Genomic DNA, 22,430 nt, shown 5'->3' with positions numbered 1-22,430 from the left:
GATCGGCCCGAAGCACGGTGCAGCGCAGCATCGTCATAAAAGCGTGATGCGAGTCGGGCTTATGCTTTCCCCATGGAGACATTGCCCAGCCCATTCGCGGGCCTGATCGAGGGGGCTTCCGAGGTGAACGACGCACCCGAGGCACGCCGCTACCGCAGCCTGTTCCTGTCCGATGTCCATCTCGGCACCAAGGGCTGCCAGGCCGATCTGCTGCTCGACTTCCTGCGCTACCACGACGCCGACACCATCTATCTCGTCGGCGACATCGTCGATGGCTGGCGGCTACGCTCGGGCTGGTACTGGCCGCAGAGCCACAATGACGTGGTGCAGAAGCTGCTGCGCAAGAGCCGCAAGGGCACCCGCATGGTTTATCTGCCGGGGAACCACGATGAATTCCTCCGCGATTACTACGGCAATCATTTCGGCGGCATCGAAGTGGTCGAAACGGCGATACACGAAGCCGCCAATGGCAAACGCTACCTCGTCATCCATGGCGACGTGTTCGACGTGGTGGTGCGCCACGCCCGCTGGCTCGCCTTCCTCGGCGACGGCGCCTACACCGCCGCGCTCGGCCTCAACACCTATCTCAACTGGGCCCGCCGCAAATTCGGCTTTCCCTATTGGTCTCTGAGCCAGTGGGCCAAGCTGAAGGTGAAGAACGCCGTCAATTTCATCGGCCGCTTCGAGGAAGCGGTCGCCACCGAGGCCCGCCGGCACAAGGTGGACGGGGTGGTGTGCGGGCATATTCACCACGCGGTCATTCACGACAGCTTCGGCGTCGAGTACATTAATTGCGGCGACTGGGTGGAAAGCTGCACGGCGATCGTCGAACATGCCGACGGGCGCTTCGAGCTGATCGACTGGGCGCGCCAGACACGGGCGCGGGTGAAGGCGCCGCTGCTGCTCGAACGGCCGAAGGTCGCCGCCTGATGCACATTCTCGTCGCCACCGATGCCTGGCTGCCGCAGGTCAACGGCGTCGTCCGCTCGCTGCAGAACACGGCGCGCGAGGCCGAAAAGCTCGGCGCGCACATCGATTTTCTCACCCCCGCCGATTTCCGCACCGTGCCGATGCCGACCTACCCGGAAATCCGGCTGGCGCTGGCAACGCCCGGACGGGTGCGCCGGCGGATGGACGAGATCGGCGCCGATTACGTGCACATCGCCACCGAAGGGCCGATCGGCATCATGGCGCGCCGCGCCTGCCTGTCGCGCGGGCAGAGCTTCACCACCAGCTACCACACGCGCTTTCCCGAATATCTCGCCGCCCGCGCCCCAGTGCCGGAAGTGCTGTCCTATGCCTGGCTGCGCCGCTTCCACAATGCCGGCGCCGGCATCATGGTCTCCACCCCGACGCTAGAGGCGGAGCTGCGCGCGCGCGGCTTCCACAACATTCTGCGCTGGTCGCGCGGTGTCGATGCCGAGCTGTTCCGCCCGCGCCCGCAAGCGGAAATGGATGCGTTGGTCGCCGCCCTGCCCCGCCCGATCTTCCTCTCGGTCGGCCGGGTGGCGGTGGAGAAGAACATCTCCGCTTTCCTCGATCTCGACCTGCCCGGCTCCAAGGTCGTGGTCGGCGACGGCCCCGCCCGCGCCGAGCTTCAGTCCCGGCACCCCGGCGTGCATTTCCTCGGCCTCCGCGAAGGCGAGGCGCTTGCCCGCATCTATGCGGCGGCGGATGTGTTCGTGTTCCCCAGCCTCACCGACACGTTCGGTATCGTGCTGCTGGAAGCGCTGGCGAGCGGCCTGCCGGTCGCCGCCTTCCCCGTCACCGGGCCGAAGGATGTGATCGGCGAGGCGGGGGCCGCCGTCGGCGTGCTGAGCGACGACCTCAAGCAGGCGGCGCTGACCGCCCTCACCCTCGACCGCGCGGCGGCGCGGGAATATGCGCTGCGCTTTTCCTGGCGCGCCTGCACCGAACAGTTCCTGCACAACATCGAATCCGCCCATGCCCGCGCCCATGCCACGGCGCACGCGGCGGCGGGGTGAACCTCAGGCCGCCGCGAGGCAGCGGGCGAAGGTGTCGGCGTCGACATTGCCGCCGGACAGCACCAGCACGGCGAGCTTGTCCTTGAGGTCCACGCGGCCCGCCAGCACGGCGGCGAGCGTCACCGCCCCGCCCGGCTCGACCACGATCTTGAGCTCCTCGAAGGCGAAGGCCACCGCCCGCGCCACTTCCTCATCGGTGGCGGAAACGCCGACGCCGACGAGCCGCGAGGAAATCTCGAAGGTGAGCTGTCCCGGCGTCGCCGCCATCAGCGCGTCGCAGATCGAGCCGGTGGCCTGGTTGTTGCGCTCGCGCCCGCCGGAACGGAAGGAGCGGGCATGATCGTCGAAGCCGGCCGGCTCGGCCGTCATCACCTGCACCTCGGGGAAATGGTGCTTCACCGCCAGCGCGATGCCGGAGACGAGCCCGCCGCCGGAGGCATTGGCCATCACCAGATCGGGCGTCAGCCCCCGCGCGAGCAGGTCCTCGGCGATCTCCAGCCCCACCGTGCCCTGCCCGGCGATGATGTGGAAATCATCATAGGGCGGAACGAACACCGCCCCGCGCGCCCGCGCGATCTCGCCGGCAATGGCGTCGCGGTCGTCGACGCCACGGTCATATTCCACCACCTCACCGCCAAAGGCGATGGTGCGGGCCTTCTTCATCGCCGGCGCGTCCTTCGGCATGACGATGACCGAGGCCATGCCCATCAGCGTCGCCGCCGCCGCCACGCCCTGCGCGTGGTTGCCGGAGGAGCAGGCGACCACGCCGCCAGCCCGCTCATCCGCCGGGATGCGCGAGATGCGGTTATAGGCGCCGCGGAACTTGAACGAGCCGGTGCGCTGCAGCGGCTCTGGCTTCAGGAATACCCGCCCGCCGGTGATCTCGTCGAGCCGGGCGCAGGAGAGGAGCGGCGTGCGCACGGCGACGCCGGCGAGGCGTTCGGCGGCCGAGGTCACGTCGTCATAGGTGGGAAGGGCGTTGCTCTGCATCATGGGCTGAGCTTAATCCCGCGACGGCGCGCGCGCATGTGCTTTCCGACGCCCGCGCGCAGCTTTTTCGCGCCGGCTTGCGCGGGCGGGCCCGGGCGACCTAAATACATGTCTCATAAGCCAAACGGGAGCCGGCATGTCGGGCCGAACGCGCAGCCTCGATCGGGGCGACATGGATGCCGGGGCGCAGGCGATCACCGGCCAGCTCGGCCGCACCATCCAGCGCCTGCGCAAGGCCTATAATCTGTCGCTGTCCGAGCTTTCCGAGCAGTCCGGCGTCGCCAAGTCGATCATCAGCCAGATCGAGCGCAACGAGACCAACCCGACGCTCGCCACGGTCTGGCGGCTGTCACAGGCGCTCGACATGTCGATCGACCGCTTCATGGCGGCGACCGACGATGAGCCTTTCGTCGAGCACCTCACCCGCGCCGACACGCCGATCCTGGTGTCGGAGGACGGCAAGTGCCGGCTGACCATCACCGGCTGGATCAAGACGGTGGAATGGCTGCAATGGTTCGATTTCGTCGCCGGGCCGGGCGGCGAGCTGATCTCCGACGGCCACCAGCGCGGCTCGGTGGAATGCCTGTCGGTGCTCTCGGGCGAATTGCAGGTGGAGTGCGGCGACGTGATCGAGACCGCCCGCGCCGGCGAGACGCTGCGCTATCGCTGCGACCGCCGCCACGTCATCCGCAACCTCACCACCGAGCCCGCCCACGCCACCATGGTCTGCCTGCTCAAGGCCGCCGTGCTGGATTGAGGGGCGGACAGGCTGCGGAACGAAAACGGGCGCCCGAAGGCGCCCGTCCCTGACTTTTCCAGTCCCTTTGTCCCTCATGGCCGGGCTTGACCCGGCCACCCAGAGGACCGGGATCGCCCTCAGTTCAGCTTGCCGAGTGCCATGAACTGGGTCTCGCCGGAGGAGCCGTCGACGCCGTCATTGTCGGTGACGATGAAGGCGTTGCCGGCGGCGTCGATGGCGAAGCTCTCGACCTTGTCGAGCACATAGCCATGCGTCGCCTTGAGCAGCGGCAGCAGGTCCTTGACTTCGCTCTTCACCAGAACCGGCGGCGTGACCTCGCTGCCGAGCGGCGCCGGCTTCACGTCCTTCAGCGAGACAAAGGCCAGCTTCTTGATCACGGCGTCGTTGCCGATCTGGTTGTCGCGCTCGATGACGATGAGGCCATCCTTATAGGGCGAGACCTCGGACAGGCCGACCCAACCCTTGGCCGCCTTGTCGAGCGGGTAGCGCACGACGCCCCAGCTCTTGTCGGCCGGCTTGTAGGCGAGGAGCTTGGTGAAGCCCTTGGGGTCGTCCTTCCACTCGCGCTGCACGGCGATCCACACCGTCTCGTCCGCGCCGGTGCCGACCACCGCCACGCCCTCGAAGCCGAAGCGTCCGGCCTGCGCCGCCACCGCCTCGGGGAGCGCGATCTCTTCCGCAATGGCGCCGTCCGCGCCGACCCGCAGCAGCAGGTTCTGTGTCGGCTTCTCCTTCTTCTCCGGGTTGCCCTCGGAGGCGATCCAGAAGCCGCCTTCGGGACGCACCGCGATGCCTTCGAGGTCGAGCCCCTTGGCCGGCTCACCGTCCTTGGTCAGCACGGTGGCGGCGGTGATCTTCGCCGGCTTCACTGTGGCGTCGATGGTCAGGATGCGCGCCTGCGCATAGGCGCTGTCGGTCACGGCATAGAGCTTGCCGGCCTCCTTCGCATCCGCCGCGAAGCCGGAGAGCGCCGACCACCAGATCGGCAGGCCATCCGGCCCGTCGACCGAGAGCAGCGTGGGATAAGCCGCCGTCGCGCCGGGCTGGCGCTGATAGACGGTGACGACGGAGCCGATGCCGCCATCCTTGCGGTTGTCCGTCTCGGCAGCGGTGACGAACAGGTCGCGCTTGGGCAGCGCCATCAGCCCTTCCGGGCCGACGCCGCCGGGCAGCACCTGCAGGAATTCCGGCGCCGCACCGGGGCCCTTGTCGCGATAGACGAAGACCAGCGAGCCGCGCTCGGAGGCGACGAAGATCAGGCGGTCATCGCCGAAGGTCGCGACTTCCGCGCCCTCCATCTCGATGCCCTTCTTGTTGCGCTTCTCGGGATAATGGCCGAGGCGCACCGCCATGTGCTCGGGCGCGGTGCCGCTCTCGAACAGCAGCTTGCCGGTCTTGTCGAAGATGGAGAAGCCGCGCGTGCCGCCCTTCCAGTCGCCCTCATTGGCGATGACGAAGCGGTTGTCGTCGATCCACTGCACGGTGTCCGGCTCGCGCGGCACCGCCTTCATCGAGCCGGAAAGGTCGATCACCCCATCCTTCTTGGTGTCGATCTTGTCGAGGTCCACCGTGCCGGCGGAGAAATGCGAGAGGATCTTGCCGGTGAGCAGGTCCACCACGACGATGTGGTTGTTCTCCTGCAGCGTGATGACGACCTCGTTGCGGGAATTGATGTCGACATATTCCGGCTCCGGGTCCTCGGGCGCGATGGCGGCGAGGCCGGTGAGGTCGATCACACGCTTGGAGGCGTCGACCACGCGGCCGTCCTTCACCTCGAAAGTGGTGAGGTTGCCGGCCGGCAGCTGCGGCAGCGCGCCGTCATTCAGCTCTTCGTCGCGCTCATTCTCGATGGCGATGGCGAGATAGCTTCCGTCCGGGCTCTTGGTGATCGAATCCGGCTGGCCGCCGAGATCGATCTTGTCCTCGACCTTGCGGGTGGCGAGGTCCACCACCGCGAGATGACCCGAGGGCTTCGCCTTCGATTCAGAGGTGTTGACGCCGACATACGCCTTGCCGCCGATCACGACCGTGGTGGTGGGCTCGCCGTCGAGCGCGACCACGCCGGCCGCCTTCGGCGCCGCCGGATCGGTGATGTCGATGAAGCCGATGCGCTCGCCGGGGCTGTCGCTGTAGATCAGCGTGTTGCCGTCCTCGGTATAGGTGATGATCTCGGCCGCCGTCTGCTTGGCGGGATCGGCACCGGCCGGGAGGTTTTCCATCACATTGAAAGTGGCGATGCGGTTGAACGGCGCGTCCGCCGCCAGCACCGGGGCGCTCAGGGCGACGAGGGCGAGCACGGCGGCGGAGGCGGTGGCGAGAAGCATCGGGCGCATGGGGGTCTCCGATCGGATGCGGGCGGAACCGGCCCGCGCTGCTGCGGTTCAACGGCCTGACCATGACAAAGGCATGACGATCCCGCCGCCTGCACAGGATGGACGGCGGATAACCCCGTTGCGGCAGCCGGCTTCTCCTTCCGCAGCGGCGCGGCGAGGCCGGACACGCGACCTCTGCGTCAACCGCGCAGCATTCGACTTTCGGACGAAAGGATTACAGTAAAAATCATCAATTAGGGCTTGCACTCGCCCTTTCGGCATCGTCTCCTTGGCGTATCGGGACAAGGCGCCGAAGCGCCGCCCGGCGGGGGACTACCCGCAAGGAAACGCCATAGGAGGAACCGCCCCATGACCGAAACGTCAGGGAAGACCACGGACGCGCGTCCGGATGTCCGCACCAGCCGTCGCCGCTTCATCGCCACCGCCGCAGCGGCGGCCGCCGGCGCCACCGTCGCCGCCCCGGCGGTTCATGCGCAGGCCCCCATCAAGCTGAAATTCCAGTCGACCTGGCCGAACAAGGACATCTTCCACGAATTCGCCGGCGACTATGTGAAGCGCGTCAACGCCATGACCGGCGGGCGCGTCGAGCTGGAAATTCTTCCCGCCGGCTCGGTCGTTCCGGCCTTCCAGATGCTGGACGCGGTGTCCTCGGGCGTTCTCGACGGCGGCCACGGCGTCGCCGCCTATTGGTACGGCAAGAGCAAGGCGTTCTCGCTGTTCGGCACCGCGCCCGCCTTCGGCTGGGACGCGGACGAATTGCTGGGCTGGATCCGCTTCGGCGGCGGCCAGGAGCTCTATGACGACCTCGTACAGAACACGCTGAAGCTGAACGTGGTCGGCATGCTGACCGGGCCGATGCCGAGCCAGCCGCTCGGCTGGTTCAAGAAGGAAATCACCGGCCCCGAAGACATGAAGGGCATGAAGTACCGCACCGTCGGCCTCGGCGCCGACCTGTTCAAGGAGTTCGGCGCGGCGGTGACCATCGTACCCGGCGGCGAAATCGTGCCGGCCATCGACCGTGGCCTGCTCGACGGTGCCGAGTTCAACAACCCCTCGTCCGACCTCGTGCTCGGCTTCCCTGACGTTGCCAAGGTCTACATGCTCGGCAGCTACCATCAGGCGCTCGAATGCTTCGAGATCCTGTTCAACAAGACCAAGTTCGACGGCCTGCCGAAGGACGTGCAGGAAATCCTGCGCGGCGCCTCGGACGCCACCTCCTCCACCATGATGTGGAAGGCGCAGGATCGCTATTCCAAGGACCTCGCGGCGATCAAGGCGCGCGGCGTCAAGGTGCTGCAGACGCCCAAATCCGTGCTGGAAGCCCAGCTCAAGGCCTGGGATGTGGTGATCGCCAACCTCTCTGCCGATCCGGTGTTCAAGAAGGTGGTCGAAAGTCAGAAGGAATGGGCCAAGCGCATCGTCGGCTTCCGGCTGGAATATGAGCCGGACAACAAGTTCGCTTACGACCACTTCTTCAAGCCGGCCTGATCCCGGGTTCGCGTGCGCCCCTCTCCGGCGACGGAGAGGGGCTTTTGGTTTCGGTAGGCACCGGTTTCCGGCCTGGCCGCGCCTCCCTGTGTGGCGTGACGGGCCGACGCCGGTGCATGCGCCACAGCCTCCGTCTCGACACCGCGCGACCCCGACGTGCCACCAAGAGGCCCATCCCCATGCAATCCATTCTTCTCGGCGTCGACCGGCTGAATGCCTTCATCGGCAAGCTGTTCGCCTGGTGCATCGTCATCCTGATGGCGGCGATCTGCTACGAAGTGTTCCGCCGCTATGTGCTGCGCGACCCCACCACCTGGGCCTATGATGTCAGCCTGATGCTGTATGGCGCCCTGTTCATGATGGCCGGCGCCTACACGCTCTCGCGCAACGGCCATGTGCGCGGCGATTTCATCTACCGCAAATGGGCGCCGCGCACGCAGGCGAAGAGCGATCTCGCGCTCTACTTCCTGTTCTACTTCCCCGGCATCCTGGCGCTGATCTATTCCGGCTGGGGCTATTTCTACCTGTCCTATCTGCTGAACGAGCACTCCTCCTTCAGCCCCGAAGGCCCGGTCATCTGGCCGTTCAAGGCGCTGATCCCCATCACCGGCGTGATGATGCTGCTGCAGGGCATGGTCGAGGTCGTGCGCTGCTGGATCTGCATCCGCGACGGGGAATGGCCGCAGCGCCTGCACGATGTGGAGGAACTCGAAAAGGTCATTCTCGACGAGGCGGCCGCCAAGGCCGAGGCCGAGGAACAACTGCTCAACGCCGTCGAGCGCGACTCCACCACGCGGGGGACCCTGTGATGTTTCTTTCCGATCCCGCGCTCGGCATGCTGATGCTGGTGCTGTTTCTCATCCTGCTGATGCTTGGCTTCCCCATCGCGTTCACGCTGATGGCGCTCGGCGTCGCCTTCGGCTACCTCTCCATCGGCGACGGCATCTTCCAGCTCTTCGTCCAGCGCACCTATTCGGTGATGGCCAACGACGTTCTGATCTCGATCCCGCTGTTCCTGTTCATGGGCTATGTGATCGAGCGGGCGAATATTCTCGACCGGCTGTTCCGCGCCATCCAGCTCGCCGCCGGCTGGATTCCTGGCTCGCTCGCCGTGGCGACGCTCATCACCTGCGCCCTGTTCGCCACCGCGACCGGCATTGTCGGCGCCGTGGTGACGCTGATGGGCCTGCTCGCCTTCCCGGCCATGCTGCGCGCCGGCTACGACACCAAGATCGCCTCGGGCGTGGTCTGCGCCGGCGGCTGCCTCGGTATCCTGATCCCTCCCAGCGTCATGCTGATTCTGTACGGCGCGACGGCCGGCGTGTCGGTGGTGAAGCTCTACGCCGCCGCCTTCATTCCCGGCATCACGCTGGCCGGCATGTATATGGCCTATGTCATCATCCGCGCGATCATCAACCCGTCGCTGGCGCCGAAGCTGCCCGCCGCCGAACGCAACGTCCCGGTGGGAACGATCATCTGGGCGCTGCTCACCTCGTTCTTCCCTCTGGTGTTGCTGATCGTCACCGTGCTCGGCTGCATCATCTTCGGCCTCGCCACGCCCTCCGAGGCGGCGGCCGTCGGCGCCTTCGGCGCCATCCTGCTGGCGCTGGCCTACCGCACCTTCAGCATCGAGAAGCTGAAGGACTCGGTGTTCCTCACCGCCCGCGCGTCGGCCATGGTGTGCTGGCTGTTCGTCGGTTCGGCGGTGTTCTCCGCCGTGTTCGCCCTGCTCGGCGGCCAGCGTGTGGTCGAAGAGTTCATCATGGGGCTGGATATCGGGCCGATCGGCTTCCTGATCCTCACCCAGGTCATCATCTTCGTGCTCGGCTGGCCGCTGGAATGGACGGAGATCATCGTCATCTTCCTGCCCATCTTCCTGCCGCTGCTCGACCATTTCGGCATCGACCCGATCTTCTTCGGGGTGCTGGTGGCGCTGAACCTGCAGACCTCGTTCCTCTCGCCACCTGTGGCCATGGCGCCGTTCTACCTAAAAGGCGTGGCGCCGAAGCATGTGTCGATCGACGAGATCTTCTCCGGTGTGATGCCGTTCATCCTCATTGTCGTGTTCGCGATGGTGCTGCTCTACACCTTCCCCGGCTTCGCGCTTTGGCTGCCAAACTACCTCTATGGCGGCTGACGGTCGCGACCCGCAAAAGCAAACGGGCCCGCAAGGGCCCGTTTTCATATCCGCCGGTGTGATCGTTCTCAGGCCGCCGGCGCGCGCGGGTCGCCCGGCGCAGTCTTCCAGCCGAGCGCGGGGAAGCGCACCACCCGCCGGCCGCGGAAATCGGCCTCGCAGACGAGATGGCCGCGCTCTTCCATATAGGTCAGCAGCCAGCGCCCGCGCGAGGGCGAACGGCTGCCATAGGCCTTGGCCAGAGCCTCGTCCGCCGGCGAGGGCGCACCCTCCATGCCGGCCCGCGCCAGCAGCAGGAACACGCCCTGCATCTCCTCCGGCAGGCCGGCCGCCTGGTCGACGGCGCGCGCCCAGCCCTCATCGCCGCTGCGGGATTCCAGCCCGGCGCGGGCGATGGCCAGCCGCCGGGTGAATTCGGCGAGGTCCGGCACCTTGGAGCCGACGCGGCGCACCCGGCAATGCACGAGAAAATCCGGGTAGAGCGCGGCGGCGGAGCGGAACGGCGCTTCGGGATCGGAGACGAACTGGCGGATGATCTCCTCCACCAGCGCCTCGCGCTCCGCCGCGAAGGCGGCAGCGACTTCCGGATCGACCGGCGCGGCTTCGGGCGGCGGCGCGTCTTCCAGCGTCTCCAGAATGGCCTCGGTGGCGCGCGGCTCGGCCCGGGCGGGCGGCGCGGGCAAAGGCTCGGTGCCGAGATCGTCGAAGATCAGGTCCTGGATTTCCGCCATGCCGAGTTCGGGCGGCGGCAGCAGCGACGGGCGCCCGTTGCGGCTCGCCGTCTCGACATGGCCGATCTTCACCGCCACCGGGCGACGCGCCAGCGCCGGGCCGAGCGCGACGAAGGAGCCGGTGTTGAGATCGCGGAAGCTCTCCGCCTGCCGCTTCTCCATGCCGAGCAGATCGGCGGCGCGCGCCATGTCGATGTCGAGGAAGGTGCGGCCCATGAGGAAGTTGGACGCTTCCGCCGCCACGTTCTTCGCCAGCTTGGCGAGGCGCTGGGTGGCGATGACGCCGGCGAGTCCGCGCTTGCGGCCACGGCACATGAGGTTGGTCATGGACGAGAGCGAGATGCGCCGCGCCTCGTCGGAAATCTCGCCACCGCCCGAGGGCGCGAAGAGCTGCGCCTCGTCGACCACGACCAGCATCGGGTACCAATATTCGCGGTCGGCATCGAACAGGCCGTTGAGAAAGGCGGCGGCCGAGCGCATCTGCGCGTCGGCATCCAGCCCTTCGAGGTTGAACACCACCGAAGCGCGGTGCTTGCGGATGCGGGCGGCGATGCGCTGGATCTCGCCGGCGGTGCGCTCGGCGTCGATCACCACATGGCCGAAACGCTCGGCGAGCCCGACGAAATCGCCTTCCGGGTCGATGATCGCCTGCTGCACATGGCCGGCGCTCTGTTCGAGCAGGCGGCGCAGCAGATGCGATTTTCCCGAGCCGGAATTGCCCTGCACCAGAAGGCGCGTGGAAAGGAGCTCTTCCAGATCGAGCCGAACCGGCTGTCCGGCGTTGCTGCTTCCAAGCTCGATACCGATCTTCATCTGCGGTGACGCATCCCTGCACCGGCCCTGCGCGAGGACCGCATGGTTCGATTGCCCGCCCCCCAGCCGGCCGATCCGGCGGGAAGCCGCTGTGGCCGCCGCGCCCGGCCCTGCCTTTAGCACGCGGCAAGGGCCAACGCCGACAGCCGGCAAGAACTCCACAGATTCGGCCCGGCTCGACAAGCCCCATGCTTCGGGCCACTCTGCCGCCATGTCGCTCCCGCCCTTCTTCACCATCGGCTATGAACAGGTCTCCTCCGCCGCCGTGCTCGACACGCTGAGCGGCGCCGGGGTGGACCTGCTGGTCGATGTGCGCGCCGTCGCCGCCTCACGCCGCGCTGGCTTCTCCAAGAGCCACCTCGCCGCCGGCGTTAGCGAGCGCGGCATCGGCTATCTGCATCTGCGCGGCCTCGGCACCCCGGCGGAAGGCCGGCAAGCGGCGCGCAGCGGGCATTACGACGAGTTAAGGCGCATCTACGACGCCCACCTCGCCACCCCGACCGCGCAGGAGCAGCTCGACGAGCTGACCGCGCTGGTGAAGGCCGGCAGGCGCGTCTGCGTGCTGTGCTTCGAGCGCCATCCCGAGCACTGCCACCGGCAGATGGTAGCCGATCTCATCTGCGAGCGCGTCGGCGTCACCATTGAGCATCTGATGGCGCCGCCCGTCTGAGCCGGACGCGGCCCCCCTGCGACAAAATGCGGCATGCCGTGGCGTGCATCCCCATCGAAGCTCGCCCTTCGGTTGATTGAGGCCGATCGCGGCGGGTGCTCGGATAAGGCGTACTTCCTGAAGCCCCACAACCGTGAGCGCGGCGATGCCCTCTTCGCCGGCGCGATTTCTCGCGCCTCTTCTCGCGGCGACGGTCGCTGCCGCGTGCCCGGCTCCCGGCGCGGCTGCCGAGGAGGGGGCGGAAGTGTCGCTGCGCCGGCGGCTCTATTTCTACACCGGCGTCGATATCGCCCGCGACAGCGGCTATGGCTGGGGCGGCATGGCGTGGGCACCCTTCGCGCCGATGGACCAGGAAGGGCTGCGGCTGCGCACCCAGACCGGCGGCGGGCGCTATGACTACCGCACGCAAGCCGTGCCGGGCGGTTGGAACAGCGTCGACAAGACCGATGGCGAGGTGCTGCTCGGCTGGCAGTTCCTGCGCGGTCCGCACGCACTGGCGCTCTATGCCGGGGTCAATGTCGTCGACAACCGGCTGGACACGCCCGATCCCGGCAATCGCGACCAGGGCACGCATTGGGGCGGCAAGGCCGTCATTGAATGGTTCTACCGCTTCGATGCCCGCTGGACGCTCACCGCCTCGCTCAGCGGCTCCACGGCGGATGGCAGCGTCAGCGGGCGCGCCACCGCCGGCTGGCGGGCGTTTCCCTGGCTCGATCTCGGCGTCGAGGCCGGGGCCACCTCCGACTGGCCGGATGAGAGCGCCCGGTTCGGCCTGTTCCTCGCCAGCCCGCTGCAAGGGGGTGAGCTGCGCGATTGGCAACTGCGCGCCGCCGCCGGCTGGAACTGGAGCGGCGACAGCGACGACAGCCCCTATGGCACGCTGTCCCTGTTCATCCCGTTCTGACCCGCACCGGCTCAGGCGTCCTCCGCCCGCATTGCCTCCAGAGCGGCGGCGGCATCGACATCGCTCGCGGCGGCGATCTCGTGGATTTCCAGCGCCTCGAGATCCTCCCTCGTGTCGACATCGACAAAGGCCCCCTCCCCCTCCACCGGCAGCTCGACCACGAAATCGGGATTGTCGGCGAGGATGCGGCGGGCGCCGACATCGCCTTCCAGTGTCATCAGCGCCGGGAACAGCGCCCGCGCCAGCGCCACCGGATTGCCGTGCCGGCCGCTCGCCACCGGCACCGCCGCGAGCCGCCCGCGCGCGGGATCGAGCGCATCGGCGAGGCAGTCGATGAGAGCGGGCTCCACCTTCGGCATGTCGCCGAGCAGCACCACCACGCGTTCCGTCTCCTTCGGCAGCGCCGCGACACCGGTGCGCAACGAGGTGGAGAGCCCGCGCGCGAAATCGGGATTGGGCACGAAGGTGACATCGAGCCCGTCGAGCGCCGCCCGCACCAAAGCGTCTTCATGGCCGGTGACCACGATCACCGGCCGCGCGCGGGCAGCGAGCGCCGCCTCCACCGCACGTCGCACCAGCGGCACGCCGCCAAGCGGCAGGGTCAGCTTGTAAGCCCCCGGCAGACGCGTGCCCTCCCCGGCGGCCAGCACCAGTGCCGCAGGTGGACGCGCCGGGCGGCGGCGCAGTTCACCGACCAGCTGGGCGAGGACGGAGACGGCGATTTCCGCCGGCGTCGCCGCGCCGATATCGAGGCCGATGGGCGCGCGGATGCGCTCCAGCGCCGCGCGCGGCACGCCGCGTTCCGCCAGCCGGGCCAGCCGGCCAGCATGGGACTTACGCGAGCCGAGCGCGCCGACATAGAAGCAGCCGGCGCTGAGCGCCGCTTCCAGCGCGGGATCGTCGATCTTCGGGTCATGCGCCAGCGCCGCCACGGCGGTGAACGGGTCGAGCGACCGCTCGGCCAGCGCGTCCTGCGGCCATTGCGCCCGCACATCGACACCGGGGAAACGCTCGGGCGTCGCAAAGGCGGTGCGCGGGTCGATGATCGTCACCGCGAATCCCACCGCCGCCGCCATGGGCGCCAGCGCCTGCGCGATATGCACCGCGCCGGTGATGACGAGACGCGGCGCGGGAAGCTGGACGGTGAGGAACAGCCGCCGGCCTTCCGCCTCCACCCTGCCGCTGCGCCCGCTGCGCAGCGCCTCGGCGAGATGCGGCGCCAGCGGATCGGTGCCGGCGTCGCCGGCGCGCACCAGCCGCTGGGCGCCGCCATCGAGATCGGTGACCAGCACTGCCGCGCGACGGGCGGCGCGTTCGGTATTGAGCGCTTCAAGCAGAGTAAGGTCCATCAGCCGACCTTCTCGACATAGACGGCGATGCGTCCGCCACAGGACAGGCCGACCTGCCAGGCGGTGGCATCGGCGACGCCGAATTCCAGCAGCCGCGCCCGCCCGTCGGCGATCACCTCGGCCGCCTCCGCCACCACCGCGCCCTCGACGCAGCCGCCCGACACCGAGCCGAGGAAGTTGCCGTCCTCATCGATGGCGAGATGGCTGCCCACCGGGCGCGGTGCCGAGCCCCAGGTTTCGATTACCGTGGCCAGCGCCACACCCCGGCCGGCCCGCCGCCAATCGGCCGCCACCTGCAACACATCGTCCTCGCGCGTGAGCATGTTTTCTCCTTCGGTCTCTCCCGCACTATAACGCGCCGCAGCAAACGCGCCTTGCCCGCGCGCGCGGAAACGATCACAAGACCGCGCATGAATTCGCCCCTCCGCACGCCCCTCGCCCCGCCCGCGCCCGAAGCCCTGCCCGCCCGTACCCTGCGCCGCGTGGGTGAACTGGCGCAGGCCGGGCTGGTGACGGCCGATCCGACGCTGGAGGCGGTGGAAGCGCGCTACGCCGTGGCGGTGACGCCGACGTTGGCCCATCTGATCGACCCCGCCGACGCCGCCGACCCCATCGCCCGGCAGTTCCTGCCCGATGCGCGCGAGTTGGAGACCCGGCCGGAAGAGCGCGACGACCCGATCGGCGACGACGCGCACAGCCCGGTGCCGGGCATCGTCCACCGCTACCCCGACCGGGTGCTGCTGAAGCTGGTGGGGGTCTGCGCTGTCTATTGCCGCTTCTGCTTCCGTCGCGAGATGGTCGGACCGGGCGCGGAAACCAGCCTGTCCGACGACGCGCTCGACGCCGCCCTCGCCTATATCGACGGCCGGCCGGAGATATGGGAAGTGGTGCTCACCGGCGGCGACCCGCTGGTCGCCTCGCCGCGCCGCCTCGCCGATCTGATGGCCCGCCTCGCCGCGATTGCGCATGTGAAGATCGTGCGCTTCCACACCCGCGTGCCGGTCGCCGCGCCGGAGCGGGTGACCGGCGCGCTGGTGACGGCGCTGCGCGCGCCCGGTGTGACGACCTATGTCGCCATCCATGCCAACCATGCGCGCGAACTCGGCCCCGAGGCCCGCGCGGCGCTGGCCCGTCTCGCCGATGCCGGAATCGCGTTGGTGGGGCAGAGCGTGCTGCTCGCGGGCGTCAATGACGAGGCGGAGACGCTCGCCGCGCTGTTCCGTGCGCTGGTGGAGTGCCGGGTGAAACCCTATTACCTCCACCATCCCGACCTCGCCCCCGGCACCGCGCATTTTCGCCTGCCGATAGAGCGCGGGCAGGAATTGATGGCGGCGCTGCGCGGGCGGGTCTCCGGTCTCGCGCTGCCGACCTATGTCCTCGACATTCCCGGCGGCCACGGCAAGGTGCCGGTCGGCCCGTCCTATCTGGAACCGGCGCCGGAGGGCTGGCGCGTCACCGATTATTGCGGCGGCGTGCATGCGTATGGAGAGGGCGTGTGAGCCGCCCCACACCCGTCGATGTGGTGGTGATCGGCGCCGGCGCGGCCGGGCTCATGTGCGCCATCGAAGCCGGCCGGCGCGGGCGGCGCGTCGTGGTGATCGACCATGCCCGGGCGCCGGGCGAAAAAATCCGCATTTCCGGCGGCGGGCGCTGCAATTTCACCAATCGCGACGCCGGCCCACGCAACTATCTCTCGGCCAATCCCGGCTTCGCCATTTCGGCGCTGAAGCGCTACCGCGCGCAGGACTTCATCGCCCGCATCGACCGACGCGGCATCGCCTGGCACGAGAAGACGCTCGGCCAGCTGTTCTGCGACGGCTCGGCCCGGCAGGTGGTCGACATGCTGACCGACGATCTGCGCGAGGCCGGCGGCGAACTGCGCCTCGCCACCGCCATAACAGGCATCGAGCGGGCGACTGACGGCTTCACCGTGGCGACGACGACCGGGAGCTTCGCCTGCCGCTCGCTAATCGTCGCCTCCGGGGGCAAGTCGATCCCGAAAATGGGCGCCACCGGCTTCGGCTATGAGATCGCGGAGCGCTTCGGGATGGCGCTGCAGCCCACGCGCCCGGGGCTCGTGCCGCTGACGCTCGATCCCGCGCAGCTGGAGCGGCTCGCCCCGCTCGCCGGCGTGGCGGTGGAGGCGCGGGTGAGCCATGGCAAGACGCGGTTCGAGGAAGGGCTGCTGTTCACCCATCGCGGCCTGTCCGGCCCGGCGATCCTGCAGATTTCCTCCTATTGGCGCGAAGGCGACGAGATCAGGCTGGCGCTGGCGCCGCACACCGACATCTTCGCCCGGCTGCGCGAGATGCGCGCCGCCAATGGCCGGCAGGCGCCCGTCACCGCGCTGGCGACGCTTCTGCCCAAGCGCCTCGCCCAGCTCATCGCCGAGCGCGAAGCCGCTGCCGGCAACCTCGCCGACCTCTCCGACAAAGTGCTGCGCCGGATCGACGAGGCGGTGAATGGCTGGCGGCTCAAGCCGACCGGCTCGGAAGGCTACCGCACTGCCGAGGTGACGCTGGGCGGCGTTGATACGGCCGGCCTCGATTCACGCACGATGGAAGCCCGCACCGTGCTGGGCCTGTATTTCATCGGCGAGGTGGTGGACGTTACCGGCTGGCTCGGCGGCTATAATTTCCAGTGGGCGTGGTCGTCCGGCTGGGTCGCCGGGCAGGTGGCGTGATGCCCGCCACCGGTCGCACCCCTCAGACTGACAGGAACCCGCGCCCGAGATAGGCGAGCTTCGCCCTGTCCGGGCCAAGCGTCACCGCCTCGACCCGGCCGACCAGCACATCATGGGTGGCGATGGTGCGTGCTTCTACCAGCCGGCACTGAAACACCGCCACCGCGCCGGTGAGACAGGGCACCCCTAGCGCCCCTTCGTGCCACTGGCCGACGCCGAATCGCTGCTCGCCCTCCAGCCCGCCGCGCCCGCCGAAGCTCTCCGCCACCGCTTGCTGGTCGGCAGCCAGCATGTTCACCGCGAACCGCCCGGCCTGGCGGAAGGCGGGAGCGGAGCGGATGCGGCGGTTGAGGCAGACGAGGAGGGTCGGCGGGCTGTCGGACACCGAGGCGACGGCCGTGGCGGTGAAGCCGGCGCGGCCTTCCGCCCCATGGGTGGTGATGACATGCACGGCGGCGACCAGCCGGCTCATCGCCTCGCGATAGAGCCCGGCCTCGACTGCGTGCCCGGCGTCGTGATGCGCCTCAGGCGCCTTTGGCTGATCCAATCTGCCGTGCCTCCTGCACCGGCGCGTGGACCGAAGGCGGCCGCACGCATATGCGCTGTGCATAACCTCTGGCGGCCGGTTTTGGAAACCGCGCCTCCACCCCCCATGTCGACATGACGATGTGAAGACAAAAATGACGGAGGCCGACACAAGTCGGACGCAGTCTCGTCACATTAACCGCTTGAGTTGCAATGAGATTTACTTTAAGCGGTAATTACGCACCCTAATATCATGCTTTTCGATCGATTGCATTTCGTCTTTCGATCGAATTGTATCGGAAACGGGCGCGAGCTAAGAGTAAGGGCGCTTGTCGTAAGGGCACGGTCATAAACTGTGCAAAAGCCCGACGATGGCGCCTTGCGCAAATTCGGCTGAGGGGAGCCGGTACAATCATGGAAATTTTCGTTCAGCAGCTCATAAACGGGCTGACGCTCGGCTCGATCTACGGGCTGATCGCCATTGGCTACACCATGGTGTTCGGCATCATCGGCATGGTGAACTTCGCCCATGGCGACGTGTTCATGGTCTCCGCCTTCATCGCGCTGATCTGCTTCCTGCTGGTCACCACGGTGCTCGGCATCACCTCGATCTTCCTCGCGCTGGCGATCGTGCTTGTGGTGGCGATGTTCTTCACCTCGCTGCTCAACTGGGCGATCGAGCGGGTGGCCTACCGGCCCTTGCGTGGCTCGTTCCGGCTGGCGCCGATGATCTCGGCCATCGGCATGTCGATCTTCCTCGCCAATTTCGTGCAGGTGACGCAGGGCCCGCGCAACAAGCCGGTGCCGCCGATGATCACCGACGTGATCGTGCTGATGGATTCCGGCTCCTACCAGGTCACCCTCGCCTGGAAGCAGGTCATCATCATGGTGGTCACCGCCGCCCTGCTCGGCGGGTTCTGGTACCTCGTGCAGAAGACCTCGCTCGGCCGCGCCCAGCGCGCCTGCGAACAGGACCGCAAGATGGCGGCGCTGCTCGGGATCAATGTCGACCACACCATTTCGCTAACCTTCGTCATCGGCGCCGCGCTCGCCGCCGTCGCCGGCACGCTGTACCTCATGTATTACGGCGTCGCGAACTTCGCCGACGGCTTCGTGCCGGGCGTGAAGGCCTTCACCGCGGCGGTCCTCGGCGGCATCGGCTCGCTGCCCGGCGCCGTGCTCGGCGGCTTGCTGATCGGCCTGATCGAGACCTTCTGGTCGGCCTATTTCTCCATCGAGTACAAGGATGTGGCGGCGTTCTCCATCCTCGCCATCACCCTGATTTTCATGCCGCAGGGCCTGCTCGGCCGGCCTGAGGTCGAGAAGGTCTGAGGTCGCGCATCATGGCTGTCCAGACCGCCGACACCGCTGCGCCCGCAGCCCCGGCCGCCGGCTCCCCGTCTCTCCTCGGCCACGCCTTCAAGGACGCGCTGATCACCGGCCTGATCGCGCTCGGCCTGTTCGGCCCGCTGATCGGGTTCCAGACCATCGTCATCGACGGGGCGCTGGGCCTCGCCTATCGCCCGTCGCTGCTGGCCATCATGGTCGGCATCATCTTCGTCGGCCGGCTGCTGCTGAACCTCACCTTGTGGTCGCCGAACCGCCGCCCCGCTGCCCGCACCGGCCCGAGCGTGTTCGACCGGCTCGGCACCGCCATCGGCCCCGGCGTCAAGCCGGCTCTGCTGGCCTTTGCGGTGGCGTTCCCGTTCCTCTCTACCTTCCTCATGGGCGGGCTGAACGAGAGCCGCTACCTCATCGACCTCGGCATTCTCATCCTCACCTATGTGATGCTCGGCTGGGGCCTCAACATCGTCGTCGGCCTCGCCGGCCTGCTCGATCTCGGCTACGTCGCCTTCTACGCGGTCGGCGCCTACACCTATGCGCTGCTGGCGACCTCGGCGCCGATCAATGATTTCTTCGCCGGCCTGTTCGGCGCCACCTTCTGGGCCAACTGGGCGTTCTGGATCTGCCTGCCGATGGCCGGCATCTTCGCCGGCGTCTGGGGCATGATCCTCGGCTTTCCCGTGCTGCGGCTGCGCGGCGACTATCTCGCCATCGTCACCCTCGCCTTCGGCGAGATCATCCGCCTGGTGCTGATCAACTGGGTGGACTTCACCAATGGCGGCGCCGGCATTGCCTCGATCCCGCGCGCGACCTTCTTCGGCATTCCCTTCAATGCGGAGCCTAATGGTTTCGCCGCGCTGTTCGGACTGCCCTTCAACCCGATGCACCGCATCGTCTTCCTCTATTTCGTCATCCTGGCGCTGGCGCTGCTCACCGCCTTCGTCACCGTGCGGCTGCGCCGGCTCCCGGTCGGCCGCGCCTGGGAAGCGCTGCGCGAGGACGAGATCGCCTGCCGCTCGCTCGGCATCAACACCACCACGACCAAGCTCTCGGCCTTCGCCACCGGCGCCATGTTCGGCGGCTTCGCCGGCTGCTTCTTCGCCGTGCGCGCCGGCTTCGTCAGCCCGGAAAGCTTCACCTTCGACGTGTCGGCGATGATCCTCGCCATCGTCGTGCTCGGCGGCATGGGCTCGCAGATCGGCGTTGCCGTGTCGGCCGCGGTGATGATGGGCGGCATGGAGATGCTGCGCAATCTCGGCTTTCTCAAGCAGTTCTTCGGCAACGACTTCGACCCCAGCCTGTACCGCATGCTGATCTTCGGCTTCGCCATGGTCGCCATCATGGTGTGGAAGCCACGCGGTCTCGTCTCCACCCGCGACCCCACGATCTTCCTCAAGGAACGCAAGGCGGTCTCCGGTGATCTCGTGAAGGAGGGCCACGGCTGATGGCAACCTCTCCCGCAACCGGCCTCCCGCGCTGGGAAGCCGACCCCATCCTCATCGTCGAACACCTGTTCATGCGCTTCGGCGGCCTGATCGCGGTGAACGACCTCAGCTTCAAGGTCGGGCGCGGCGACATCACCGCCCTGATCGGCCCCAACGGCGCCGGTAAGACCACGGTGTTCAACTGCATCACCGGCTTCTACAAGCCGAGTGAGGGCCGCCTCATCCTGGCGCAGGGCCGCGCCCCGACGCCCGACGAGATCGCCGAAGTGACCCGCATCGGCGAGCGCTCGCTCACCGGCCGCGACGCCGGCGTCTACCTGCTGGAGCGTCTGCCGGACTACCGCGTGTCCGGCGAGGCAAAGGTTGCCCGCACCTTCCAGAACATCCGCCTGTTCACCGGCATGACCGTGCTGGAGAACCTGATGGTGGCACAGCATAACGCGCTGATGGCGGCGTCCGGCTACTCGCTGAAAGGTCTGTTCGGCCTGCCCGGCTGGACAAGGGCGCAGCGGGCCGCCACCGAGAAAGCGAAATACTGGCTCGACAAGGTCGGCCTCACCGACCGCGCCGACGACCCGGCCGGCGATCTTCCCTATGGCGCCCAGCGCCGGCTGGAAATCGCCCGCGCCATGTGCTCGGAGCCGATCCTGCTCTGCCTCGACGAGCCCGCCGCCGGCCTAAACCCGCGCGAAAGCCTTGAACTCAACACCCTGCTGCGCGCCATCCGCGCCGAACACGGCACCTCGATCCTGCTGATCGAGCACGACATGAGCGTGGTGATGGAGATTTCCGACCACGTCGTGGTGCTCGATTACGGCACCAAGATTTCCGACGGCACGCCGGACGCGGTGAAGAACGACCCGCGCGTCATCGCCGCCTATCTCGGTGTCGACGAGGACGCGATCGAGGAGGTCGAGGCCGAGCTGCAAATGGAGTCTTCCGCGCCGGGAGCCAGCGCATGAGCGACATCCTCACCCCTCCCGCCGCCGCGACGACGGCGCCCGCACGCACCGACACGCCCATGCTGCAGGTGCGCGGGGTCAAGACTTTCTACGGCAACATCATGGCCCTGCGGGGCGTCGATGTGGACGTGCATAAGGGCGAGATCGTCACCCTGATCGGCTCCAACGGCGCCGGCAAGTCGACGCTGATGATGACCATCTTCGGCCAGCCGCGCCCGCGCGAGGGCTCGATCCTGTTCGAGGGCCGGGACATCACCAAGGTGCCGACCCACGAGATCGCCCATCTCAAGATCGCCCAGTCCCCGGAAGGCCGGCGCATCTTCCCGCGCATGAGCGTGTTCGAGAACCTGCAGATGGGCGCGGCGCTCGATGGCTTCGCCCATTTCGACGCCGACCTCGAAAAGGTCTTCAGCCTGTTCCCCCGCCTCAAGGAGCGCATCAACCAGCGCGGCGGCACGCTGTCGGGCGGCGAGCAGCAGATGCTCGCCATCGGCCGGGCGCTGATGAGCCGTCCGCGCCTGCTGATGCTGGACGAGCCTTCGCTCGGCCTCGCCCCGCTGGTGGTGCGGATGATCTTCGACGCCATCCGTGAGCTCAACCGCAGCGAAGGGCTCACCGTGCTGCTGGTGGAGCAGAACGCCTTCCACGCGCTCAAGCTCGCCCATCGCGGCTATGTTCTCGTCAACGGCGCCATCACCCTTTCGGGTGAAGGCCGCGAGTTGCTGGAGCGCCCGGAAGTGCGCGCCGCCTATCTCGAAGGAGGAGCGCACTGATGGCTCCCGTTTCCGGCACCCTCGTTTCCAAGGGCAGTTCGGCGAGCCTCGCCGTCGTGCTGCCGCTGCTGGTGGTCGCCCTCGTCCTCGTTTCGGCGGTATTGAAGCCGGAACTTGTGGTTGAGGTGTCGCGCGCCGATTTCGTGCTCGTCACCCTGTTCCTGGGCGGCGGCGCGGCATGGCTCACCGGGCGCTCCATCGCCTCCACCTGGCGGCCCTACCGGCAGGCGGTGGTCTACGCGCTGCTGCTGGGCTGCGTGGTGCGCTTCTTCCATTTCGCGCTGTTCGAGGGCACGCTGCTCTCGCTGCACTATTTCCTGACCGACACCGCCTTCCTGGTCGCCCTCGCCACGCTCGGCTTCCGGGCCGAGCGGGCACGGCAGATGGCGACCCGCTATGGCTGGATCTACCGTCAGTCCGGCGTGTTCGGCTGGCTCGAAGGCCAGGCCGGCCCCCGTTCCGGCGAGCCGTGAGAGGCAACTTTACCGTGTTTCGCTTGCTCATCGACAAGAGCACCGAAAAGGGCATGATATCGGCC

Annotated in this window: 21 protein-coding genes; 15 read left to right on the top strand and 6 right to left on the bottom strand. The window is 67.9% G+C overall.

The features are described 5' to 3' along the window. The first annotated feature begins 72 nt into the window (after positions 1-72). Both ACO07Z_RS21150 and ACO07Z_RS21145 read left to right on the top strand, forming a co-directional pair. On the top strand, positions 73-930 hold the full coding sequence (locus ACO07Z_RS21150; RefSeq protein ID WP_421700498.1) for a UDP-2,3-diacylglucosamine diphosphatase: 858 nt from the start codon (positions 73-75) through the stop codon (positions 928-930). Next, entirely contained in the window at positions 930-1,985 is a 1,056-nt protein-coding gene (locus tag ACO07Z_RS21145; RefSeq protein ID WP_421700497.1) for a glycosyltransferase family 4 protein, read from the top strand. The genes ACO07Z_RS21150 and ACO07Z_RS21145 overlap by 1 nt, the downstream gene beginning before the upstream one ends. 3 nt (positions 1,986-1,988) lie before the next feature. Here the strand turns inward: ACO07Z_RS21145 and ACO07Z_RS21140 are convergent, their stop codons facing one another. Beyond that, positions 1,989-2,978, bottom strand: a complete 990-nt coding sequence (locus tag ACO07Z_RS21140; RefSeq protein WP_244376154.1) for a threonine ammonia-lyase — start codon at positions 2,976-2,978, stop codon at positions 1,989-1,991. A 133-nt stretch (positions 2,979-3,111) separates the two neighbouring features. On the opposite strand from ACO07Z_RS21140, the gene ACO07Z_RS21135 reads away from it, so the two are divergent. Further along, positions 3,112-3,732 (top strand): helix-turn-helix domain-containing protein, encoded by a 621-nt coding sequence (locus tag ACO07Z_RS21135; protein ID WP_244376152.1) that lies wholly within the window; start codon positions 3,112-3,114, stop codon positions 3,730-3,732. A 119-nt stretch (positions 3,733-3,851) separates the two neighbouring features. On the opposite strand, the gene ACO07Z_RS21130 is transcribed toward ACO07Z_RS21135, so the two are convergent. Next, entirely contained in the window at positions 3,852-6,068 is a 2,217-nt protein-coding gene (locus ACO07Z_RS21130) for an esterase-like activity of phytase family protein (protein ID WP_421700496.1), read from the bottom strand. Between the two features lie 348 nt (positions 6,069-6,416). Between ACO07Z_RS21130 and ACO07Z_RS21125 the strand changes: the two genes are divergently transcribed. The 3 genes from ACO07Z_RS21125 (at position 6,417) to ACO07Z_RS21115 (ending at position 9,693) form a co-directional block, all read left to right on the top strand. Continuing rightward, a complete protein-coding gene (locus ACO07Z_RS21125; protein ID WP_421700495.1) occupies positions 6,417-7,556 on the top strand; it encodes a TRAP transporter substrate-binding protein in 1,140 nt (379 codons plus the stop codon). A 179-nt stretch (positions 7,557-7,735) separates the two neighbouring features. Continuing rightward, complete coding sequence (locus ACO07Z_RS21120) at positions 7,736-8,365, top strand: TRAP transporter small permease subunit (RefSeq protein ID WP_421700494.1); 630 nt, start codon at positions 7,736-7,738, stop codon at positions 8,363-8,365. Beyond that, complete coding sequence (locus ACO07Z_RS21115) at positions 8,365-9,693, top strand: TRAP transporter large permease (RefSeq protein WP_421700493.1); 1,329 nt, start codon at positions 8,365-8,367, stop codon at positions 9,691-9,693. The genes ACO07Z_RS21120 and ACO07Z_RS21115 overlap by 1 nt, the downstream gene beginning before the upstream one ends. A 68-nt stretch (positions 9,694-9,761) precedes the next feature. Here the strand turns inward: ACO07Z_RS21115 and ACO07Z_RS21110 are convergent, their stop codons facing one another. After that, entirely contained in the window at positions 9,762-11,237 is a 1,476-nt protein-coding gene (locus tag ACO07Z_RS21110; RefSeq protein ID WP_421700492.1) for an ATP-binding protein, read from the bottom strand. Positions 11,238-11,448: 211 nt separating this feature from the next. Here ACO07Z_RS21110 and ACO07Z_RS21105 point away from each other — a divergent pair, with 211 nt between their 5' ends. Together ACO07Z_RS21105 and bcsS are read left to right on the top strand one after the other, a co-directional pair. Next, positions 11,449-11,907: a DUF488 family protein gene (locus ACO07Z_RS21105; RefSeq protein ID WP_421700491.1), complete on the top strand. Its 459-nt coding sequence runs from the start codon at positions 11,449-11,451 to the stop codon at positions 11,905-11,907. 145 nt (positions 11,908-12,052) lie between these two features. Then, positions 12,053-12,811 (top strand): cellulose biosynthesis protein BcsS, encoded by a 759-nt coding sequence (gene bcsS, locus ACO07Z_RS21100; protein ID WP_421700490.1) that lies wholly within the window; start codon positions 12,053-12,055, stop codon positions 12,809-12,811. Between the two features lie 11 nt (positions 12,812-12,822). Here the strand turns inward: bcsS and ACO07Z_RS21095 are convergent, their stop codons facing one another. Next, positions 12,823-14,160, bottom strand: coding sequence for an XdhC family protein (locus ACO07Z_RS21095; protein WP_421700489.1), 1,338 nt, complete (start codon positions 14,158-14,160; stop codon positions 12,823-12,825). Next, positions 14,160-14,483 (bottom strand): XdhC family protein, encoded by a 324-nt coding sequence (locus ACO07Z_RS21090; RefSeq protein WP_244376135.1) that lies wholly within the window; start codon positions 14,481-14,483, stop codon positions 14,160-14,162. Before ACO07Z_RS21090 ends, ACO07Z_RS21095 begins: the two co-directional genes overlap by 1 nt. 87 nt (positions 14,484-14,570) lie before the next feature. Here ACO07Z_RS21090 and ACO07Z_RS21085 point away from each other — a divergent pair, with 87 nt between their 5' ends. Next, complete coding sequence (locus ACO07Z_RS21085) at positions 14,571-15,659, top strand: lysine-2,3-aminomutase-like protein (RefSeq protein WP_421700488.1); 1,089 nt, start codon at positions 14,571-14,573, stop codon at positions 15,657-15,659. Beyond that, positions 15,656-16,843, top strand: a complete 1,188-nt coding sequence (locus ACO07Z_RS21080) for an NAD(P)/FAD-dependent oxidoreductase (RefSeq protein ID WP_421700487.1) — start codon at positions 15,656-15,658, stop codon at positions 16,841-16,843. The genes ACO07Z_RS21085 and ACO07Z_RS21080 overlap by 4 nt, the downstream gene beginning before the upstream one ends. A gap of 22 nt (positions 16,844-16,865) precedes the next feature. On the opposite strand, the gene ACO07Z_RS21075 is transcribed toward ACO07Z_RS21080, so the two are convergent. Further along, complete coding sequence (locus ACO07Z_RS21075; RefSeq protein ID WP_421700486.1) at positions 16,866-17,390, bottom strand: flavin reductase; 525 nt, start codon at positions 17,388-17,390, stop codon at positions 16,866-16,868. Positions 17,391-17,782: 392 nt separating this feature from the next. On the opposite strand from ACO07Z_RS21075, the gene ACO07Z_RS21070 reads away from it, so the two are divergent. The 5 genes from ACO07Z_RS21070 to ACO07Z_RS21050 all read left to right on the top strand — a co-directional run bounded on the left by ACO07Z_RS21070 (position 17,783) and on the right by ACO07Z_RS21050 (position 22,365). Further along, positions 17,783-18,700 (top strand): branched-chain amino acid ABC transporter permease, encoded by a 918-nt coding sequence (locus tag ACO07Z_RS21070; RefSeq protein WP_244376129.1) that lies wholly within the window; start codon positions 17,783-17,785, stop codon positions 18,698-18,700. An 11-nt stretch (positions 18,701-18,711) separates the two neighbouring features. Next, on the top strand, positions 18,712-20,157 hold the full coding sequence (gene livM / locus ACO07Z_RS21065; RefSeq protein WP_421700485.1) for a high-affinity branched-chain amino acid ABC transporter permease LivM: 1,446 nt from the start codon (positions 18,712-18,714) through the stop codon (positions 20,155-20,157). Continuing rightward, positions 20,157-21,119 (top strand): ABC transporter ATP-binding protein, encoded by a 963-nt coding sequence (locus tag ACO07Z_RS21060; protein ID WP_421700484.1) that lies wholly within the window; start codon positions 20,157-20,159, stop codon positions 21,117-21,119. Before livM ends, ACO07Z_RS21060 begins: the two co-directional genes overlap by 1 nt. Continuing rightward, the gene (locus tag ACO07Z_RS21055; RefSeq protein ID WP_421700483.1) at positions 21,116-21,892 is read left to right on the top strand and encodes an ABC transporter ATP-binding protein; all 777 of its coding nucleotides are present in this window, start codon (positions 21,116-21,118) and stop codon (positions 21,890-21,892) included. The genes ACO07Z_RS21060 and ACO07Z_RS21055 overlap by 4 nt, the downstream gene beginning before the upstream one ends. A gap of 101 nt (positions 21,893-21,993) precedes the next feature. Continuing rightward, on the top strand, positions 21,994-22,365 hold the full coding sequence (locus ACO07Z_RS21050; RefSeq protein ID WP_421700856.1) for a DUF6867 family protein: 372 nt from the start codon (positions 21,994-21,996) through the stop codon (positions 22,363-22,365). Positions 22,366-22,430: the final 65 nt, after the last annotated feature.

Origin of the sequence: Ancylobacter sp., assembly GCF_965229075.1 — a bacterium.
Classification (GTDB): Bacteria; Pseudomonadota; Alphaproteobacteria; order Rhizobiales; family Xanthobacteraceae; genus Ancylobacter.
This window is presented reverse-complemented; position numbering and strand designations above follow the sequence as displayed.

Coding starts and splice junctions, on each gene's coding strand:
- ACO07Z_RS21090 (WP_244376135.1), bottom strand. CDS start 14,483: ATGCTCACGCGCGAGGACGATGTGTTGCAGGTGGCGGCCGATTGGCGG.
- ACO07Z_RS21130 (WP_421700496.1), bottom strand. CDS start 6,068: ATGCGCCCGATGCTTCTCGCCACCGCCTCCGCCGCCGTGCTCGCCCTC.
- ACO07Z_RS21135 (WP_244376152.1), top strand. CDS start 3,112: ATGTCGGGCCGAACGCGCAGCCTCGATCGGGGCGACATGGATGCCGGG.
- ACO07Z_RS21150 (WP_421700498.1), top strand. CDS start 73: ATGGAGACATTGCCCAGCCCATTCGCGGGCCTGATCGAGGGGGCTTCC.
- ACO07Z_RS21095 (WP_421700489.1), bottom strand. CDS start 14,160: ATGGACCTTACTCTGCTTGAAGCGCTCAATACCGAACGCGCCGCCCGT.
- ACO07Z_RS21105 (WP_421700491.1), top strand. CDS start 11,449: ATGTCGCTCCCGCCCTTCTTCACCATCGGCTATGAACAGGTCTCCTCC.
- ACO07Z_RS21125 (WP_421700495.1), top strand. CDS start 6,417: ATGACCGAAACGTCAGGGAAGACCACGGACGCGCGTCCGGATGTCCGC.
- ACO07Z_RS21120 (WP_421700494.1), top strand. CDS start 7,736: ATGCAATCCATTCTTCTCGGCGTCGACCGGCTGAATGCCTTCATCGGC.
- bcsS (WP_421700490.1), top strand. CDS start 12,053: ATGCCCTCTTCGCCGGCGCGATTTCTCGCGCCTCTTCTCGCGGCGACG.
- ACO07Z_RS21060 (WP_421700484.1), top strand. CDS start 20,157: ATGGCAACCTCTCCCGCAACCGGCCTCCCGCGCTGGGAAGCCGACCCC.
- ACO07Z_RS21140 (WP_244376154.1), bottom strand. CDS start 2,978: ATGATGCAGAGCAACGCCCTTCCCACCTATGACGACGTGACCTCGGCC.
- ACO07Z_RS21110 (WP_421700492.1), bottom strand. CDS start 11,237: ATGAAGATCGGTATCGAGCTTGGAAGCAGCAACGCCGGACAGCCGGTT.
- livM (WP_421700485.1), top strand. CDS start 18,712: ATGGCTGTCCAGACCGCCGACACCGCTGCGCCCGCAGCCCCGGCCGCC.
- ACO07Z_RS21085 (WP_421700488.1), top strand. CDS start 14,571: ATGAATTCGCCCCTCCGCACGCCCCTCGCCCCGCCCGCGCCCGAAGCC.
- ACO07Z_RS21115 (WP_421700493.1), top strand. CDS start 8,365: ATGTTTCTTTCCGATCCCGCGCTCGGCATGCTGATGCTGGTGCTGTTT.
- ACO07Z_RS21145 (WP_421700497.1), top strand. CDS start 930: ATGCACATTCTCGTCGCCACCGATGCCTGGCTGCCGCAGGTCAACGGC.
- ACO07Z_RS21055 (WP_421700483.1), top strand. CDS start 21,116: ATGAGCGACATCCTCACCCCTCCCGCCGCCGCGACGACGGCGCCCGCA.
- ACO07Z_RS21070 (WP_244376129.1), top strand. CDS start 17,783: ATGGAAATTTTCGTTCAGCAGCTCATAAACGGGCTGACGCTCGGCTCG.